At 65.8% G+C, this 17899-nt stretch carries 16 protein-coding genes; 3 read left to right on the plus strand and 13 right to left on the minus strand.

The window, feature by feature from the left end; all coding sequences use genetic code 11:
• Nucleotides 1-201 precede the first annotated feature (201 nt).
• Nucleotides 202-576, minus strand: a complete 375-nt coding sequence (locus XarjCFBP7645_RS18115) for a BON domain-containing protein (RefSeq protein ID WP_181126376.1) — start codon at nucleotides 574-576, stop codon at nucleotides 202-204.
• Nucleotides 577-725: 149 nt separating this feature from the next.
• Here XarjCFBP7645_RS18115 and XarjCFBP7645_RS18120 point away from each other — a divergent pair, with 149 nt between their 5' ends.
• Nucleotides 726-1793, plus strand: coding sequence for an oxidoreductase (locus XarjCFBP7645_RS18120; protein WP_104538574.1), 1068 nt, complete (start codon nucleotides 726-728; stop codon nucleotides 1791-1793).
• Between the two features lie 192 nt (nucleotides 1794-1985).
• Here the strand turns inward: XarjCFBP7645_RS18120 and gnd are convergent, their stop codons facing one another.
• The 8 genes from gnd to XarjCFBP7645_RS18160 form a co-directional block, all read right to left on the minus strand.
• A complete protein-coding gene (gene gnd, locus XarjCFBP7645_RS18125) occupies nucleotides 1986-2927 on the minus strand; it encodes a phosphogluconate dehydrogenase (NAD(+)-dependent, decarboxylating) (protein ID WP_104538575.1) in 942 nt (313 codons plus the stop codon).
• Between the two features lie 20 nt (nucleotides 2928-2947).
• Nucleotides 2948-4219, minus strand: a complete 1272-nt coding sequence (locus XarjCFBP7645_RS18130) for a hypothetical protein (protein WP_258079582.1) — start codon at nucleotides 4217-4219, stop codon at nucleotides 2948-2950.
• A gap of 234 nt (nucleotides 4220-4453) precedes the next feature.
• A complete protein-coding gene (locus XarjCFBP7645_RS18135) occupies nucleotides 4454-4834 on the minus strand; it encodes a glycine zipper 2TM domain-containing protein (protein WP_104538576.1) in 381 nt (126 codons plus the stop codon).
• Between the two features lie 125 nt (nucleotides 4835-4959).
• Complete coding sequence (locus XarjCFBP7645_RS18140) at nucleotides 4960-5733, minus strand: DUF2242 domain-containing protein (RefSeq protein ID WP_181126377.1); 774 nt, start codon at nucleotides 5731-5733, stop codon at nucleotides 4960-4962.
• Nucleotides 5734-5806: 73 nt separating this feature from the next.
• Nucleotides 5807-6871, minus strand: a complete 1065-nt coding sequence (locus XarjCFBP7645_RS18145) for a DNA methyltransferase (RefSeq protein WP_104538578.1) — start codon at nucleotides 6869-6871, stop codon at nucleotides 5807-5809.
• Entirely contained in the window at nucleotides 6864-7961 is a 1098-nt protein-coding gene (locus XarjCFBP7645_RS18150) for a hypothetical protein (protein WP_104538857.1), read from the minus strand. The genes XarjCFBP7645_RS18145 and XarjCFBP7645_RS18150 overlap by 8 nt, the downstream gene beginning before the upstream one ends.
• Before the next feature lie 22 nt (nucleotides 7962-7983).
• Nucleotides 7984-9387 carry a nicotinate phosphoribosyltransferase gene (locus tag XarjCFBP7645_RS18155; RefSeq protein ID WP_104538579.1) on the minus strand — a complete coding sequence of 468 codons (1404 nt, stop codon included), beginning with the start codon at nucleotides 9385-9387 and terminating at the stop codon, nucleotides 7984-7986.
• A 125-nt stretch (nucleotides 9388-9512) separates the two neighbouring features.
• On the minus strand, nucleotides 9513-10568 hold the full coding sequence (locus tag XarjCFBP7645_RS18160; protein ID WP_104538580.1) for a bifunctional nicotinamide-nucleotide adenylyltransferase/Nudix hydroxylase: 1056 nt from the start codon (nucleotides 10566-10568) through the stop codon (nucleotides 9513-9515).
• Between the two features lie 163 nt (nucleotides 10569-10731).
• On the opposite strand from XarjCFBP7645_RS18160, the gene XarjCFBP7645_RS18165 reads away from it, so the two are divergent.
• Entirely contained in the window at nucleotides 10732-11604 is an 873-nt protein-coding gene (locus XarjCFBP7645_RS18165) for an endonuclease/exonuclease/phosphatase family protein (RefSeq protein ID WP_104538581.1), read from the plus strand.
• Nucleotides 11605-11661: 57 nt separating this feature from the next.
• Here XarjCFBP7645_RS18165 and XarjCFBP7645_RS18170 read toward each other — a convergent pair whose 3' ends face one another.
• A complete protein-coding gene (locus XarjCFBP7645_RS18170; RefSeq protein ID WP_104538582.1) occupies nucleotides 11662-12543 on the minus strand; it encodes a LysR substrate-binding domain-containing protein in 882 nt (293 codons plus the stop codon).
• 173 nt (nucleotides 12544-12716) lie between these two features.
• Between XarjCFBP7645_RS18170 and XarjCFBP7645_RS18175 the strand changes: the two genes are divergently transcribed.
• A complete protein-coding gene (locus XarjCFBP7645_RS18175) occupies nucleotides 12717-13460 on the plus strand; it encodes a sulfite exporter TauE/SafE family protein (RefSeq protein ID WP_104538583.1) in 744 nt (247 codons plus the stop codon).
• 182 nt (nucleotides 13461-13642) lie between these two features.
• Here XarjCFBP7645_RS18175 and XarjCFBP7645_RS18180 read toward each other — a convergent pair whose 3' ends face one another.
• The 3 genes from XarjCFBP7645_RS18180 to lipB all read right to left on the minus strand — a co-directional run bounded on the left by XarjCFBP7645_RS18180 (nucleotide 13643) and on the right by lipB (nucleotide 17896).
• The gene (locus XarjCFBP7645_RS18180; protein WP_180708334.1) at nucleotides 13643-15802 is read right to left on the minus strand and encodes a carboxy terminal-processing peptidase; all 2160 of its coding nucleotides are present in this window, start codon (nucleotides 15800-15802) and stop codon (nucleotides 13643-13645) included.
• Nucleotides 15803-16192: 390 nt separating this feature from the next.
• Nucleotides 16193-17206 (minus strand): lipoyl synthase, encoded by a 1014-nt coding sequence (lipA, locus tag XarjCFBP7645_RS18185; protein WP_053054250.1) that lies wholly within the window; start codon nucleotides 17204-17206, stop codon nucleotides 16193-16195.
• Between the two features lie 15 nt (nucleotides 17207-17221).
• Complete coding sequence (gene lipB, locus XarjCFBP7645_RS18190) at nucleotides 17222-17896, minus strand: lipoyl(octanoyl) transferase LipB (protein ID WP_429001472.1); 675 nt, start codon at nucleotides 17894-17896, stop codon at nucleotides 17222-17224.
• Between the last annotated feature and the right edge of the window lie 3 nt (nucleotides 17897-17899).

Here is a 17899-nt window from a genome sequence, read left to right on the forward strand (position 1 = left end):
TCAGCCTGATCACTCCCGCGGCGACATAGCTGAATGGGCATATCATAAGTGCAGCAAACGTGAAAATGGTGCGAGCGCTTACCGCCCGTCGGCTTGCCTGGGTCGCGAACAGGCAACAAAAAAAGCGCACCCCGTGGAGTGCGCCTGGTGCTCGGATCAGCCGCCTCGCCTCGGCTGCCCCGGCATTTGCTACGGCTGCAATTACATCTTTGCAGCAACGACCTTCAGGCCGGTGGACTTGACGCTCTTGACGCCTTCGATGCCCTTGGCAACTGCCACGGCCTTGTCGTGCTCGGCCTTGGTGGCAACCGTGCCGGTCAGGGTGACGATGCCGTTCTTGGTCTCGACCTTGACGTCGGTGCCCGACACGTTATCGGTGGCCAGCAGGTCGGCCTTCACCTTGGTGGTGATCCAGGTATCGGTCACCGGCTTCTTGGATTCGTTGATGTTGTCGGCAGCGTGATCCTTGTGCGCGGCGTGCTCCTGCGGCGCGGCGAATGCCTGCGAGGCACCCAGCGTCAGACCGAGCGACAGTGCCAGGGAAAGCAGCTTGCGTGCATGTGTCATGTTCTTCATTGGATGTACCCTCCTGTGAATGTGGCGGCAGTCTGCAATGGCGCTCGTCGTGCACACGTGACTGCCGGATGCAGGGGCTGTGAACCCGGCGCACACGGGTGCGTGCAATACCATGCAGACCTCTCCGTCGTTGCGATGAACCATTTTCAATGCCTAAACCGTTCAATCTGGCCGTCGTCGGGTATGGCTATGTCGGCCGCACCTTCCATGCCCCGCTGATCGCCGGCACCCCGGGCCTGGCCCTGCATAGCGTGGTGTCGTCAAAACCGCAGCAGGTACAGGCGGACTTCCCCGATGTGGCCGTGCTGGCCGATCTGGAAACGGCCCTGGCCGATCCTGCGCTGGACGCGGTGGTGCTGGCCACGCCCAATCAGACCCACGCGCCGTTCGCGTTGCAGGCACTGGCCGCCGGCAAGCATGTGCTGGTGGACAAACCCTTTGCGCTGGACGCCGCGCAGGCGCGCGAGCTGGTGGCTGCAGCCGCCGCGGCCGGGCGCATCGTCAGCGTGTTCCAGAACCGGCGCTGGGATGCGGACTTCCTCACCGTGCGCCGGCTGATCGACGAAGGCCAGTTGGGCGAGGTGGTGGAATTCCATTCGCACTTCGACCGCTTCCGGCCGCAGGTGCGCGACCGCTGGCGCGAAAGCGAGGTTCCCGGCGCCGGTCTCTGGTACGACCTGGGGCCGCATCTGCTCGATCAGGCGCTGCAGCTGTTCGGGATGCCGCAGGCGATCGGCGCGGACCTGCAGCGCCAGCGCAACCAGGCGCGCAGCGATGACTATTTCCACGTCACCCTGCGTTACCCGCGGCTGCGCGTGATCCTGCATGCCGGCTCGCTGGTGGCCGACAGCGGCCTGCGCTTTGCCGTGCACGGCACCCGTGGCAGTTATCTCAAGCACGGGCTGGACACCCAGGAGGACCAGCTACGCGCCGGACGCCGCCCCGGTACCGCCGGTTGGGGCGTGGACCCGCTTCCGGGCACGCTGACCCGCGTCGACGACGAAGGCCGCGTGCATACCCATCAACCCGACACCACGCCGGGCGACTACCGGCAGTGCTACGCCGCGTTTCGCGATGCCCTGGCAGGCACCGGACCGGCACCGGTCAGCGGTGCCGACGCGGTGCAGGTGATGGAGCTGCTGGAGCTGGCGCAACGCAGCGCCGCCTCGGGCCAGGTGCAATGGCTGGAGGGAGCGAGCGCGGTTTTACGCGGCTGATGCACGACTGTGCGCCGTGTCGGGCGCCTGACCGGTGTGCGGCATCGGCATGGCATGCTCGCGTCCTGCGGTATCGCGTGCGGGCACTGGATCAACACGCACTGCGATCAGCCAGCGGGTACGCCGGCAGTGGATGGAAAGACGTTTCACTACGCGCCCGCCATGCAGGCGCGCAGGAGTCGGCGCAACCGCTCAGACGTCCTTGCTGCCGATCGTGGGCGCGGCTTCAGTCGTGGTCTTGACTGCGTGACCACCGAACTGGTTGCGCATTGCGGCTAGCAGCTTGTCGGTGAACGAATCCTTGTCGCGCGAGCGCAGCCGCTCCATCAGCGACAAGGTGATGATCGGCGCCGACACCTCCAGATCGATCGCCTCGGCAACCGTCCAGCGCCCTTCGCCCGAATCGGCCACAAACGGTGCGATACCAGCCATGGTCGGGTTATGCGCCAACGCATCGGCAGTGAGATCCAGCAGCCACGAACGCACCACGCTGCCATCGCGCCAGATCTCGGCGACCTGGTGCAGATCCAGCGCAAAGTCGGTCTTGTGCTGCATCAAAGCGAAGCCTTCGGCATAGGCCTGCATCATTCCGTACTCGATGCCGTTGTGGACCATCTTGGTGAAGTGGCCGGCGCCGCTCGGACCGACGCGCCCCCAGCCCTTGTCCGCTGCCGGCGCTAATGTGGCCAGTACCGGATGCAGCGTGGTCACCGCCGCTTCGTCGCCACCCACCATCAGGCTGTAGCCCTCCTGCAGACCCCAGACGCCGCCGCTGGTGCCGCAATCGACAAAGGCAATACCACTGGCATGCAGCAATGCGGCGCGCCGTTGCGAATCCTTGTAATACGAATTGCCGCCATCGATGACGATATCGCCGGCCTGCAACAGCGGCAGCAGCTGCGCCAGGGTGTCGTCGACGATCTTGCCCGCCGGCACCATCAACCACACCACACGCGGGCTCGGCAGCGCGGATACCAGCGAGGCCAGCGCATCGGCAGTGACCACGCCCTTGGCCTGCGCACTGCGACGCGCGCTTTCGCCCGGATCGTAGCCATGCACGCGATGTCCGCCGTGTACCAAACGCTCGGCCATGTTGGCGCCCATGCGGCCCAAACCCACCATACCCAGTTCCATAATCGCTCCTCGTGATCTGATCAGTGCAGGGTGCCACGCCCGGCGTACGCTGGCGTGGCGGAATTCTCAATGGATCGTTCCGCCGCGGTACCGGCGCCGCACTGTTGCAACTGCCAGTCGATCCAGCGCCAGTACAAGGTGCTGCGCAGATTGTGCAAGGTCAGATCAATGGCATACGGCGTGCGCGGGTTGCGATCGAGCAGGCGCGCTATGTGATAGGCGATCGGCTTGATCCCCTTGGGATGCACGTAGACCAGAAAGCCCTGGTAGAACGGGTCATCCAACAGGCCCTGCAGCGTGTGCAGGCGCACCTGCTGCTGCGGGTCGAGCGTGGCGCGCAGTTGTGCATCGCGCTCGTACAGCAACCGCTCGAAGCGACGCTTGCCCGTCCCGCGCAGTTCCCTGGCCAGCTCCCAGATCTGCCGGTTGAGCGCGTCGTAGTGCGCAAAGCCGCCGTGCTGCGCCAGCGCCTGCGCCGCCGCATCGCTGACGTCCACCACCACGAAGTTTTCGGCCTGATTGTGGATGTCGTCCAGAGACGACTTGTCGAACACATGCGCGATAAACCCCGGCGCACCGATAAATGCCTGGCGCCCCAGCTGCGCGGTCCTGACCGCCTTGCCGTCGGCGAAGAAATCGCCGGCATGCGCACCCAGCAGGATGCTGTCGGTGTCGTGCAGGGTCAAGAACGTGCCGATCGACAACTCGCCCGGAGTGAACACCTGATCGAAGCCCGTATCGCCATACAGTTCGCGCTGCGTTGCCAGTTGGGCGACCTGCCGCCCCACGCCGCATTCGGAGCGCACCTGGCCGCGATAAAACACCTCCAGCGCCTGCGCATTGCTGCCGCGCGGTTGATAGCCACGCCCGAAACTGCGGAAGCCGCTCCAGCCCTGCGCTGCCGCGCCGCGCCAGCCGAATCCGATCCAGCCCAGTTGCAACGCCGAAAACCGATAGCCCGGGTTGTCCTGCAGCTGCGTGGTTGCACGCCGCGTGGCCGCACCGAGTTCGAACGCGTACGCGCATTGGGTGGCGGTATCGTCCAGCAAGGCCTGGAGCGCGGCGCCGCGTTGCTGTGCGTTCCAGCTGGCCGGCAGCGTCAGCTGCAGATCGCCGGCTGCACGCGCCTGCGCAAGCGACCCGCGCGTACAGGGCTCGCCGCGCCGCACCACCGGCGCACGCACCGCAGCGCTGCGAATATCCCAGCCCAGCCGCCGCAGCAGGGCATCGACACAGTCCACAGACGCCTTGCGCGCAGTCTCACTCGGCGTGGCCGCGGCGGCCTGCAACATCTGCACACCGAGCAATGCGATCGCGCACAGACGCAATGCGGTGCGGGAACGCGGTTTGGGCCGCGCAGATGCGGATGCAGACGCACGCCGCATCAATCCCGTCCACAGCCGCAGGCGGGGTTTCTGAAACGCGCTCATCGATACAAGGTGATGTAGATCGGCAGCAAGGCGCTGCGTCCTCAGACGTAGAAAGCCCCGGCAGGACCGGGGCTCACAAGATTCAGTGCATCGATTTCAGCGGCGTTCGCAGACGCGCGCCACCTGACGATTGCCATTGGCTTGCTGACGGTTGCCTTGAATGGTGCGACCCGCTGCACCACCAGCGACCGCACCGGCCACGGTTGCCAGCTTCTTGCCATTGCCGCCACCAACCTGGTTGCCCAGGAGGCCGCCGATCGCAGCGCCAGCGACTGTACCGCCGATGCGATTGGGATCGGTCGAGTTCTTCTGCACTTCCACATTCCGACAACGCACGCGCGTTCCGTCATTGAATCTGCGGCCTTCGTCTGCTTCGGTGTAGCGCTGCTGATGCGAATAGCTTTGCGCCTGCACGAAGGTGCTGGTCGCCATCAGGCCGATCAGGGACATACCCAACAGGGAATTGCGCATCTTCATCATCGGTCTCCTTCGTTCTCGCCCACTCGGCGAATCATGATTGCACTTTCGCCACTGTATCGAGAACGCGACGTGAAGCGTGCGGCCCGCTATTCAGGCTTTGGAGCGGAGCCTGAACCATCTTCTCACTGCTGTGCGGCAGGTTCGGTCTGCGGCACCTTGGCCGGGGTCGGCGGCGGGTCCTGGGATTCGACCGGCAAGGGCGCCACCGGTGGCTGGGCGACCGGCGTTGCAGCGGGTTGCGGCGCGCTTGCCGGTGTGGCGGGCGAAACCGCCGTCTCACCCCACCGGGCGTCGGCCGCCGGTGCCGGGGGCGTGGTATGCACTTGCGGCGCCTGGGCAGCGTTTGCAGCCGCAGGCACCGCTTCGGTGACCTTGGGCAGATACGAATTCAGTCGCTCGAAGAAGCGCTTGTAGAAGGCCGCATCCTGCACCGTGGTGCTGGACACGCGCACCAGCGAATCGCCGCTACTGCCGACCGGCAACGACAACGAGCCGAGCACGCCGACTCCGACGCTGGCCGAGGTCGAACTCTTCTTCAGCGCGTAACGGTCCTGCAATGCGCTGACGAACACCTGCGCCTGGCCGCCGTCCTGCGTGGCGCAGGAAATGCGCAGATTGAGTTGCTCGCTCTGCTCGGCTTCCTTGAGCTGGAAGTTCTTGCTGCCTTCCACCGCAGCGGCATCGGCACGCGTCACCGCATAGCCCTGGCTCAACAACACCCGGCGCGCGGCCTCGCAGGCCTGCGGCGAGGTCGAGGCCACACTGCGCGAATAGGTGTCGTCGGAATTGAACGACTCGCGCATCAGCATCGTGTCGCCCTTGCTGCCACCGCAGCCAGCCAGGGTTGCCAGCGCGCCAAGCAGGGCACCGCGCGCAATCAGGGAAGAACAAGACATGGGAAAATTCCGGCATCCAGAACCGGCACAGAGCATAGCGGCAACCGCTGTGCGCGCGGCGTCGCGTTGCCGATCAGGGCAACGGCGGTTCATCCGCTGGCAATTGCAGGTCCAGCTGCAGGCGGCTGCCGTCTGCACCGATGCGCTCGGCGCGCAGATAGTGGTGCGCACGCACCGCCGCCAGCGTGACCGGCGACCGGCACGGCTCGCCCCACAGGCTCAAGGCGAATCCCTGCGCCTGCAGCCAGACGGTGAGGCGGTCCCAGAGCGGCTGCTCGGCCTGCACGATCAGGTCCAGATCCGCCGGCCCCTCCGGCAACGACGCCGGCGCCTGCAACCAGCGCGCGTAACTGCCGTGCACCTCCACCGGCAGGCCGTTTGCCCGTAGCGCCTGCAGCAGCTGCGCTGCCTGCTGCAGGTCCAGCCGCGCACGGCGGTGCTGGAAGATCAGTGCGTACTCGTGGCTGCGATTGCTGTGCGTGCCAGCAGGCGCCAGCGCTGCACCCGGCCGCTGGTAGCACAGCACCCGCTCCTCGTGCAGGGTGAACAGGCTGGCAAGGATCCGCCCCAGATCCCATGCCTGCGGGATCACCCGCCCGCCGACGACGACGTTTTCCACCATCGCCACCCCGAAGCCACCCGGCCGCAGCCGCTTGCGCAACGCATGCAAGACCGCCCGCATGCCGGACAGGTAGCCGGCGTAATCGGCACTGGCATACAGCTGCCCCGGCAATGCCGCACCGCGCCAGTGGCAACCGAAGTACGGCACGTTGGTCAGGCACAGATCGATCGCCGCAGCGGGCGCGGTGTCGACCAGCGTACCGACCACGACCGGCGCCTGCACACCGTGCCGTTGCAGACGCGTGCGTGCCAGTTGCGCACGTGCGGCATCGATTTCCATGCCATGCGCGCCGCGCCCTTCCAGCGTTGCCGCCAGCAGCGTGCTGCCGAATCCACAGAACGGGTCGAACACCTGTGCGCCCGGCACGCTGAAGTGCCGCACGAACGGGCGCATCTGATTGACCCAGCCACAATCGCGCCCGCCCAGCGGATCGGTAGCGCGTAGATCCTCGGGCAGTGCCCAGGACGGGTCATCCGGTGTCGGCGTCCACCAGCTGCGCTGATCGAGTTCATCCATCGGCCGGTTCCCACAGCACATCGGCATCCGGGTCCCAACCCGTGCACAGACGGCCGTTGGCGAAGAACACCAGCTTGTAGAGGTCGCCGGTGGCGTGGCGTGCGTGCATGGCCGCGTAGTCGGCACTTTCGAACACCCCTTCCAGGCCGTCTTCGCTGCGCATGCGCAGATTCCAGAAGTAATAGCCCTCGGTCATGCCGTCTGCTTGCCAACGCGACCACCACGGCTGCTGCATGCAGCTCGCCAACAGGCTTTCCATGCCGATGCGGTGCTGCGCGATGTAACGCCAGGTGCCATTGCTGCGGTACGCATCGTTCAGACGCGACAACTCGCGGAAGATCACCTGCGTGGCGCCACAGCGGCGCGCCCACGCGATGTACTGCGCCACGCCATCGGCAGTGTCCACGCCACCTCGCTGCACGATGCAGACCAGCCGCACCGGCAGGCGCGCTGCGATGCGTTGCGCCGCCCGCGCGAAAATGGCCGCATCGGCAATGGGTTCGTCGGGACGAAAGCGCATGATCGCGTCGTTGCCGGCCTGCAGCGGATGGTGGCGCGACAGCTCGATCCACGACAAGCCGAAGTCGACCAGGGCATCGAGCAACTGCGCTGCCTGCGCGCGCGCAAAGCCGGCGCCATTGCTGTACAGCACGCGCTGCTCCACGCGTGGGCCGTTGGGCGTCGTCGCCAGGGTCTGCAGCAGGGTCTGCAACCAGTGCGGATCGTCGGTCATTTCCAGGCCGGACAACGAATACGACAACGGCACCTCGTGCAGCAGCTGCAACGCAGCGCGCAACTGCGCAAAGTAGTCCGGTCCCGGCCGCAGCATCGCTGCCGCCAGGCCACCTTGGTGTTGGCGCAGGTTTTCCGAACAGAAGCCGCAGCGTGCCGAACATGGCCGTACCGAGGCATACGGGGTCAGGGTGATCGGCAACGCTGCCCGATACACGCGCTCGCCGATGCGCAGCGCATGCCACCTGCCGCTCTCGCTCTGCTGCGGCACGCGCCGCCGCAGGCTGGGCGCGGCGGCGCGCAATCCGGCCAACAGCGGCGATGCAGACAGCAGTGAATCGTCATCGGAGGCATGCATGCCCTTGCCCGCGTGGTGAACGTCAGCCACGCGCGTCGTCGGCACGGGCGCGCACCTGCTGCAACGTCCACTCCTGCTGCATGACGCCGTTCTCCCACACCGTCACCAATGCATCTTCGCTGCCGGCATGCGCGTCCACTTCATCCAGCAACGCGCTGCGATAAGTGCCATTGCCACGGTCGCGCAGCAGCGTCAATCGACCGCGCTTGCTCTGCTTGCCCTTGTCGGTGATCGGATCCTTGTAGACATCGATCCATTGCCCGTCCACGCGCACCGCCGAGCACTTCAGCGCGAACTTCTGGGTGTCGCGGTCCACCTTCTGCAACAGCGCACCGCCCATGCCGAAGGCGACGTTGTCGGCGGCGTACCCGGCTGCGGTGATACGCTCGAGAATCGCGCGCAGCGACTGCGGATTGATGCCATCTCCCTGGATCACCCGCACATGGTTGAGCACCTTGTAGCCCTTGCCGTTGCGCTGATGGCCGAACGCCTCGTCCAGCAACAGCAGGCATTGCTCGACCACGTCCACCGGGTCGCCCGAATCCGGGCGGATCACCACCGTCGCACCGGAGGCAATCACCTCCTCGCGCAAGGTGGTGCCCCAATGCTCGCGGATCGCGCGGTAGATGTCGTAGCTGTCCGATACCACCGCCACCAGCGAGCCGGGACGCGCGAACTGCGCCAGCATGTTGCGGTACGCATCGGCCTCGCGCTCGCGGCCCCAGCTGGTGATGGTGCTGTGCTCGGCGGCGGGAATCGAATATCCCGCCACCGGCGTGTGGTAGTGCGCACGCGCCAGCAACAACGCCGACAAGGTATCGGTGCCGAGGAAGTTCACCAGATGCGCGGCACCGCCAAGCGCGGCCGAGCCAAGGCTGGATACCCCACGCGCGCCGAAGTCATGCAGCTTGAACGGCAGCTGCCCTTCCGGATCGTCGCTGGTGCGCTGCAGGTAGTCGCGTACGACCTGCTTGACCTTCCAGCTCACCGTTGCCACCGTCACCGGGTACCACACGCGCAACAGCAGCGTTTCCAGGTACGACGGCACCCAGAACGCCTTGGGATCGGTGGATTCGATCGTCATCAACACATTGTGCGTGGGCACGACCGTGCCTTCGGGCACGGCGCGGATGCGGATCGGCAGCTGCCCGCCGAGACGATCGACGATGTCGCGCCAGCCGGCTTCGTTGAACGGCTCGCCATGCGCGGCCAGCAAGGCCTTAGCATCGTCGATGTCGGCGTGCGTCACCGGCCGGTTGATGGCCTCTTTCAGGATCGACTGCAGGCCGAAGAACACGGTCTGCTCGTAGACGCCACCGCGCGATTCGACATAGAAAAACGCCGCATCTGTGCCGGGTGGATACTGCAGCCAGTGGCTGGCCTTGTAGCTGTCGGTGTTGAGCAGCAGGTTATCGAGGTAATGCATGACGGAAGCTCCTTCGCGTCGAGTGAACCGGCGGTCTGTCCGCCGGCGGGGGGCTACGGTTCGAGCCGATCCAAGATTGCGAGTGGCCGTCTTCGGTGGGTGGCGGCACGCAATCGTTGTCGCCCTCAGCCGCGACCCAGGAAGAATTCGAGGATATGCAGATGATCTTCGTACAGGCGCGGCCCCATCGCCATCGCTTCGGCAAGCGGAATCCAGCGCGCCTTGTCGGCATCGTCGCCACCGCGTACGGCAGGCAGTTCACCGGCAGGGAACTCGAAATGAAACGCATGCGTGATGGTGCGCCCACGCTGACTGCGCTCGGGGTGGTCGAACACCTGGCGCCCGCGCAATGAGCCCTTGAGCACCGGCACCGGCACTTTCAGCCGGGTTTCCTCGCGCAGCTCGCGCAGGCAGCCGTCCAGCAGCCCTTCGTCCTGTCCGACAAAACCACCTGGCAACGCCCACAAACCCTTGCCCGGCTCGGCACGACGACGCACCAGCAGCACGTGGCCCGAGTGCACCACCACCGCATCGGTGGTGACGAAGGTCGGCGGATACGGCGCGTCCTTCCAGGCAGCGCGATATTGCTCGATGAAACGGTACTCGGCCACCAGCTGCGCGTAGCTCGGCGAATTGCGCCGGAACGCTTCCAGCATGTCGTACACCGGCGCCGGCACATTGCCGCGCAGCATCAGCAACCCACCGTGGAAGCCGATCTCGCCGGCCTCGAACAGATAGCGGCGCAATTCGGTGGCCGACAGCGTGGCGGTATGTTGCACATCTTCCAGTGACCACTGCGGAAACTCGCGCAGGTAATAGCTGCTGGCGTCCTTGTCCATGCCGATCAGCCCGATGCGTGCATCGAGCGTGCCGCCATCGGCCTGCACGGCCTCGGCGACCTGGCGCTGTACCTCGGCAATCCACAGGCTTTCGTTGTACAGATGGTCGCGCAACGGGCGCAGGATCAGCCGCTGGCTCTCGCCCGGCAATGCAGACTCGATCATCACCGCGCGTTCGGCGACGGTCCACGGATTGCGAATGGTACGGGGCGTGTCGGCAGAGCCGATCAATACAATGAGCTTGTCCGCCATGCCCAGCGCGTGGCGGGCGACGGCGGCGTGGCCGTTATGAAAGGGCTCGAAACGCCCGATAAACACCAGATAGTCGTACTGCGGTGCCATGAGAATCCCTCACGGTTGAGTAGGCAGCCATCGGTCTATCCGGCGGCGTGGTGCAAATGCTACGCCGATGCGCGACGACGTCAAGCGTGTGCAGTGTGGCGATGACATGTCGGTCATGCATGCCGATTAGACTCGCCGATTGGTCCTCGAGGAATCCGCCTGCATGCCACGCCTGTCCGTTCGCGCTATCTCACGTTCCCTGGTCGCCGCACTCGCGCTGCTGTGCATCGCTTTGCCTGCGTTGGCTGCACCTGCACCCGCACCCTTGCGGGTGATGTCGTTCAATGTGCGCGTGCCGGTGGATACCGATGGCGACAAGCGCTGGAGCGTGCGCCGCACGGCGATGGTGGCATTGATCGAACAAGCGCACCCGGACGTCTTCGGGACGCAGGAGTTGGTGCAGGAACAGGCGCAGTATCTGGCTGCGCAACTGCCTGATTACCGCTGGTTTGGCAAGGGCCGCCGCGGCGGCGACAGCGGCAACGACGAGCACATGGGCGTGTTCTACGACGGCCGCGCGTTGTCGGTGGTGGAATCGGGCGATTTCTGGCTGTCGGAAACGCCACAGGTCCCCGGCAGCAGCAGCTGGAATACCGACCTGCCGCGCATGGTGACCTGGGCCCTGTTCGAGCGCCGTAGCGACAAACGCCGCTTCTATTTGCTCAACACGCACTTCGCCCACCGCGACCAGGACGAGGCGGCCCGCGAGCACAGCGCGCGCCTGATCCTGTCGCGCATCGCGACGCTGCCGGCCGACATTCCGGTGGTGCTGACCGGCGACTTCAACAGCGATCCTGACCAAGGCACCTACCGCGTCCTCACCGCCACGCTTGGCGATGCACGCGCCCGCGCACCCGAGCCGCAAGGCCCGGAAAAAACCTTCCAGGACTTCACCACGCAACCGACCCGACGCATCGACTGGATCCTGTTCCGCGGCCTGGCACCGACACGCTTTTCCACGCTGGATAATCGCCCCGGCGGCGTATTGCCGTCCGATCACTATCCGGTGCTGGCCGAATTCGCCTGGCCGCGTTGAGCGCGCCGACGACGCGGCACTCTCACCAAGCCGGCCTGCCTGACGCTACGCAGGCGGTCAGTCGCGTTGCAGCCAATCCACCAGTGCTTGCAGCATGGTCGACGCAGGCTCGTGACGCAGCACGATCGAAAGTTGCCGAGGTGCCCAGGCTTCGTCCAATGGCACCATGACCAGCTGATCGCGCACGCATGAGCGCTGCACTGCAGCGTGCGGAAGAATCGCCACGCCCATGCCTTGCGCAAGCATGCAGCACAACACGTCGATGCCTTGTACCTTTGCACGCGTGCGCAACTGCACGCCGGCGCGGTTCATTTGCACGCGCAGATGCCGTTGCAAGGCGCTGTCGCCGGCCAGCCCCAGCGTGTCCATTCCTGCAAGCTCGCTCAACCGCAGCGTCGCGGCGCCGGCCAGTGGATGCGCTGCAGCCATCACCAGCACCAGCCGATCCTCACGGAACGGCAGCACCTGCAGCCCACCGACATCGGCATGGCCTGCGACCACGGCGATGTCGGCGCGTTCCTCGCGCACCGCATCGGCAGCGTCGTCGCTGCCCTGCTCGGTCAACGCCAGATCCAGCTGCGGATGTGCGATGAGAAAATCCGCCAACCGTTCGGGCAGCCATGCCGACAGTGCCGCGGTATTGGCCGCCAGCCGCAGCGTCACCTGCCCACCGCCACCGTAGGCACTGAGTTCCAGCTGCAACGCCTCGGTCTGCCGCTGCAATTGCCGTGCGTGCCGCAGCAACACGCCACCGGCCGGGGTCAGGCTGACCCCGCGTCGCCCGCGTTCCAGAAGTGCGGCGCCCACCTGCGACTCCAGCGCACGAATCCGCGCGCTGGCAGCCGCCAACGACAACGCCGCGCGTTGCGCACCGGCAGTGATGCTGCCCGCCTCGACCACCGCGATGAACAATCGTAAATCGACAAACTCCAGATGCATGGCCGCTCCACAAGCACGCGTACGTCAATCATGGTGCATTGGCCGTCCACCAGACGGGCCGGCCGGGCAATGGATCTCTCCACGCTCCCATGTCCCAGCCTTCGGCTCAACCGAAGCCTGCATCAAACAATCACGCATTGTCTGGCGCGGGGCCAGCCCGGATCCTTGGCGGCATGCAGACATTGCACACCCACTGGTATCTGATCGCGGGCATTTTTTTGGTGGCTGGCTGGGTCAAGGGCGTGGCCGGGATGGGCTTGCCGACCGTTGCCATGGGGCTGCTCGGTCTGTGGCTGACGCCCGCCGAGGCAGCGACGTTACTGGCGCTGCCCTCGCTGGTAACGAACGTGCAGCAAGCCTGGGGGCCGGATACCCGAATCCTGTTGCGACGTCTGTGGCCATTGCTGGCAACCGTGACGCTCGGCACCTGGCTCAGCGCAGGGGTGATGGCAGGCGCCGATCCCACCCTGGTCCGCGCCGGATTGGGCGCACTGCTGGGACTGTATGCCTTGCTTGGGCTGGCTCGCCGACACTGGACTATGCAGGCGCGCCATGAACCGTGGGCAGGGCCACTGGCCGGACTGGCCACCGGTCTGTTGAGTGGCGCCACCGGCGTGTTCGTGTTGCCATCACTGCCCTACCTCACCGCACTGCAACTCCCGCGCGATCTGCTGATCCGGTCTTTGGGCTGGTGTTTCGGCGTTGCGACGCTGGCGCTGGCCAGTGCCCTGGCGTGGCACGGTGCGCTACCCGGCGCGGCAATCGCCCCGTCGTTGTGGGCGCTGTTGCCCACCGCCATCGGCATGTGGCTGGGTGCCTGGGTGCGCAATCGCATTTCCGCCGAGGCGTTCCGGCGCTTTTTTTTCATCACCTTGCTGGTGCTCGGCCTGCAAGGCGTCTGGCAGGCACTGACGTAAAGCCACGTTGGGCGCAATGGAACCTTGCACGGCACGCAGGCACGGCAGCCGGCAATCAATCATCCGTCAAACCGCTCGTGCAGTCGCCCATAGGAAGGGGGCGGCCAACAAAAACGCCACCGCGATGCGGTGGCGTTTCTTGTACTTCAAGCTGATGTCGTCGCCAGCTGTTCGGCGAACGATCAATCGGCCCAACGTCCCGGTGCGGTCGACTGCGGCAACACCTGCGCCGACAACGGCTGGTCCTGCGACAGCAGGCCCAGCGCATCGGCCAGGATGGCAGCCGATTCGTGCAGCAACGGGTCCGGACGCTTTTCTGCGGCCTTTTCGCGCGCGGTGTCCTTGACGATATCGCGCTCGTTGCCGGTCAGACCGTCGTCGCTGTCGTCGCCAAGCGGATCCAGCGGCAGGCCCAGCTGCTTGCGCACCTGCTGGCGATCCTTGCGCTGCTGATCCTGCTTCTGACGCTCAGCAACGCGCTCGGCTTCGTTCAACGAGATGTACTTCTTGGCCTTTTCATCGCGGAACTGCTTGACGTCCTCTTCCCACCACTGGAATTCCTTGTCGGTGGCAATACGCGCGGTGTGCAGGCCCTGCAACTTGGGCAGCAGCGGCGCGAAGTTGCCGTACTGGGTATGCGGCGCGGCAGCGATGCGCGTCCACGGCAGCGCATTGTCGTAGGTGCTCTCGCCGAACTCGGTGGCATCCACGCTTGCCGGGAATGCGATGTCCGGCACCACGCCCTTGTGCTGGGTGCTGGAGCCGCTGACGCGGAAGAACTGCGCGATCGTCAGCTTGACCTGCCCATAGCGCTGCCCCTCTGCGGCCGGCCAGCGGTCCAGGTCGACGATGTTCTGCACGGTGCCCTTGCCGAAGCTGGTCTCGCCGATCACCAGGCCGCGACCATAATCCTGGATGGCACCGGCAAAGATCTCAGACGCCGAGGCCGAGCCGCGATTGATCAACACGCCCAGCGGACCATCCCAGGCAACCTTGGGATTGCTGTCGCCATTGACGGTGACCCGGCCGCCGGATTCGCGCACCTGCACCACCGGGCCCTGCTCGATGAACAGACCGGTGAGCTCGATCGCTTCGTCCAGCGAACCGCCGCCGTTGTTGCGCAGGTCCAGCACCACGCCGTCGACCTTGTCGGTCTTGAAGCCGGCCAGCAGCTTGGCGACGTCGCGCGTTGCCGAGGCATAGTCGGTCGCGTTGCGGCGACGGCCTTCGAAATCCTGATAGAAGCCCGGCAGCTTGATGATGCCGATGCGGCGCTCCGGCTCGCTGCCCTTGGCCGGCAGGGTGATGGTCTCGCCCTTGGCGGCCTGCTCCGCCAGACGCACCTTCTGCCGGGTCAGCGTCACGGTGCGGTGCTTGCCGTCGATGCCCGACTCGGCCGGGATGTACTCCAGGCGTACCTGGGTGTCCTTGCTGCCGCGGATCTTGGCGACCACATCGTCGATGCGCCAGCCGATCACATCCTCGATTGCGCCGTTCTTGGCCTGACCCACGCCGACGATGCGATCGCCTGGCTTGAGCGTGCCGTCCACCGCCGCCGGACCGCCCGGGATCACCTCACGGATCACCACCATGTCGTCCTGCTTCTGCAACTGCGCGCCGATGCCCTCCAGCGACAGCGACATCTGTTGATTGAAGTTTTCGGCCGTGCGCGGCGTGAAGTAATCGGTGTGCGGATCGACCGCATTGGTGTACGCGTTGACGAAGAACTGGAACACGTCCTCGGCCTTCAACTCGTTGACCGAATCGGCCAGCGCCGCGTAGCGCTTGTCTAGCGTCTTGCGGATGTCTTCGGGCTTCTTTCCGGCCAGCTTCAGGCGCAGCCAGTCGTTCATCACCGACTGGCGCCACAGCACGTCCAGCTGCTTGTCGTCGGCAGCCCACGGCACGTCCTTGCGGTCGTACTCGAACTTGTCGCTGCCGGCGAAATCGAAGTCCTGCTTGAGCAGGTCGCGCGCGTACTTGACGCGCTGGTCGACGCGCTTCTTGTAGACCGAGAACACCTGGAACGCCGGATCCAGTTTGCCACCGCGCAGCGCATCTCCCACGCCTGCTTCCAGCGGAGCGAAGCCGGCGATGTCGGTCTGGGTAAAGAACTGTTTGCTGCCGTCCAGGGTTTCCAGATAGCGCTTGAACACGTCCTTGGTCATGGCCTCGTCCAGCGTGCGCGGACGGTAGGCATAGCGGCTATCGGAGAGCAGGCCATAGACCAGCTTGGTCGCTGTGGCTTGGTCGGGTGTGGCTGCCGCCGGCAGTGCGGTGTCGGCGCGTGCGAGCAGTGCCATCGGAGTGGTCAACACCAGCGCCAGCAGGCCGGCCTTCATGGACGCAGAAACGTTGTAGGTCATCGAATGGCTCTCGGCACTGGGCCGATGAAAGAAAGGCGGTGAATGGATCAGACAGCATGACAGTGCCGAAAGTTGCTGGCGTTGTCACGGCTGGCTGAATCAGCCTAGCGCCGGGCCTGTAGCGGATTGTGAACGCGACCGTACCCTGCAAGCCCAGAGCGACGGCCGGATACGACACGACCCCGCGATATGCGGAGTGGCATGGGTCGCGCTACATCGAACTTGGTGGACCAGCGCGCGTGTGGCCGCGCGCAGCTTCGCGATGGACTGCGCTCGGCACGCAGGCAACTGCAGCGCCAGGCGATGCATCCGACCGAACTGGCGGCCGCGCCCGCCTGGGCGTGGCCGCAGGGGCCATCGGCTGCCTTAAGCAGCGACGCCGGCGCCGGCGGCCTGGCGATCGGCGTGATACGACGAGCGCACCATCGGTCCGGAGGCGACATGGCTGAACCCCAGCGCATTGCCGTAGTCCTCCAGCGCCTTGTATTCCTCCGGCGTCCAGTAGCGCATCACCGGGTGGTGGTGCGGCGTCGGCTGCAGGTACTGGCCGATGGTGATCATGTCGACATCGTGCGCACGCAGATCGCGCAAGGTGGCCTGCACCTGCTCCATCGTCTCGCCCAGGCCGAGCATGATGCCGGACTTGGTGGCGATGGACGGATGCTGCGCCTTGAAACGCTGCAGCAAGGTCAGCGACCACTGGTAGTCGGCACCCGGACGCACGTTCGGGTACAGGTCCGGCACGGTTTCGATGTTGTGGTTGAACACGTCCGGCGGGCTGAGCGCCAGGATCTCCAGCGCGCGGTCCATGCGGCCCTTGCCGCGGAAGTCCGGGGTCAGGATCTCGATGCGGGTCTTGGGTGAACTGACCCGGATGGCCGAAATGCAGTCGACGAAATGCTGGGCACCGCCATCGCGCAGGTCGTCACGATCCACGCTGGTCACCACTACGTACTTCAGGCCCATGTCGGCTACGGTGGTGGCCAGGCTGGCCGGCTCGTTTGCATCCGGCGGCTTGGGCCGGCCGTGCGCCACATCGCAGAACGAGCAGCGCCGCGTGCAGACCTCGCCCAGGATCATGAAGGTCGCGGTGCCGTGACTGAAGCACTCGTGGATGTTCGGGCAGCTGGCTTCCTCGCAGACCGTGACCAGGCGGTTTTCGCGCAGCTTGGCCTTGAGGTTCTGCACCGCATTGCCGGACGGAATCCGCACGCGGATCCACGACGGCTTGCGCAGGACCGGCGCATCGACGAACTGCACCGGCGAACGATTGATCTTGTCGCCACCGATCTGCTTGACGCCAGTCTGCAGCGGCGCAGACGCGGCGGCGTCGCCGGAGACGACCTGCAAGGGGATGGAACGGGCGATAGGCTGGGTCATGGCAATAACGGGCGCTCAGGCCGGAAGCGAAAGGTCGGGCAACGCGGAGACAGGCTGCAACACGAGACCGAACTGGCGCGCCAGCTGATCGAGCAGCACCGCCTTGACGGCGTCCATCCCGGAGGGGCCGCCCAAGTCTAGCACCGAGGTCACCTGCAGGCCCTGGTAGCCACAGGGGTTGATGCGGTGGAACGGCTCCAGGTCCATCGCCACGTTGAACGACAGGCCGTGGAAGGTGCAGCCGCGCCGCACCCGGATTCCCAGCGCGGCGATCTTGGCCCCGCCCACGTACACGCCGGGCGCGCCCTCGCGGCGCTCGGCGACGATGTTCCACTCGTCCAGGGTATCGATCAGCGCCTGCTCGATCCTGCACACGTAATCGCGCACACCGATCCCGAGCCGGCGCAGGTCCAGCAGCGGATAGACCACCAGCTGGCCGGGGCCGTGATAGGTGACCTGGCCGCCGCGATCGACCTGCAGTACCGGAATCTCGCCCGGCGCGAGCACATGCTCGGGCTTGCCGGCCTGACCCAGCGTAAACACCGGCGCATGTTCGACCACCCACACTTCGTCGGCCGTGACCTCATCACGCGCATCGGTGAAACGCTGCATTGCGCGCCACACCGGCGCGTACTGCTGTCGACCGAGGTCGCGCAACGGCGTCGGCAGGCCGGGAACAGGACTCGCCATCGC

Source organism: Xanthomonas arboricola (genome assembly GCF_002940665.1).
In the GTDB taxonomy this organism is placed as follows: domain Bacteria; phylum Pseudomonadota; class Gammaproteobacteria; order Xanthomonadales; family Xanthomonadaceae; genus Xanthomonas; species Xanthomonas arboricola_B.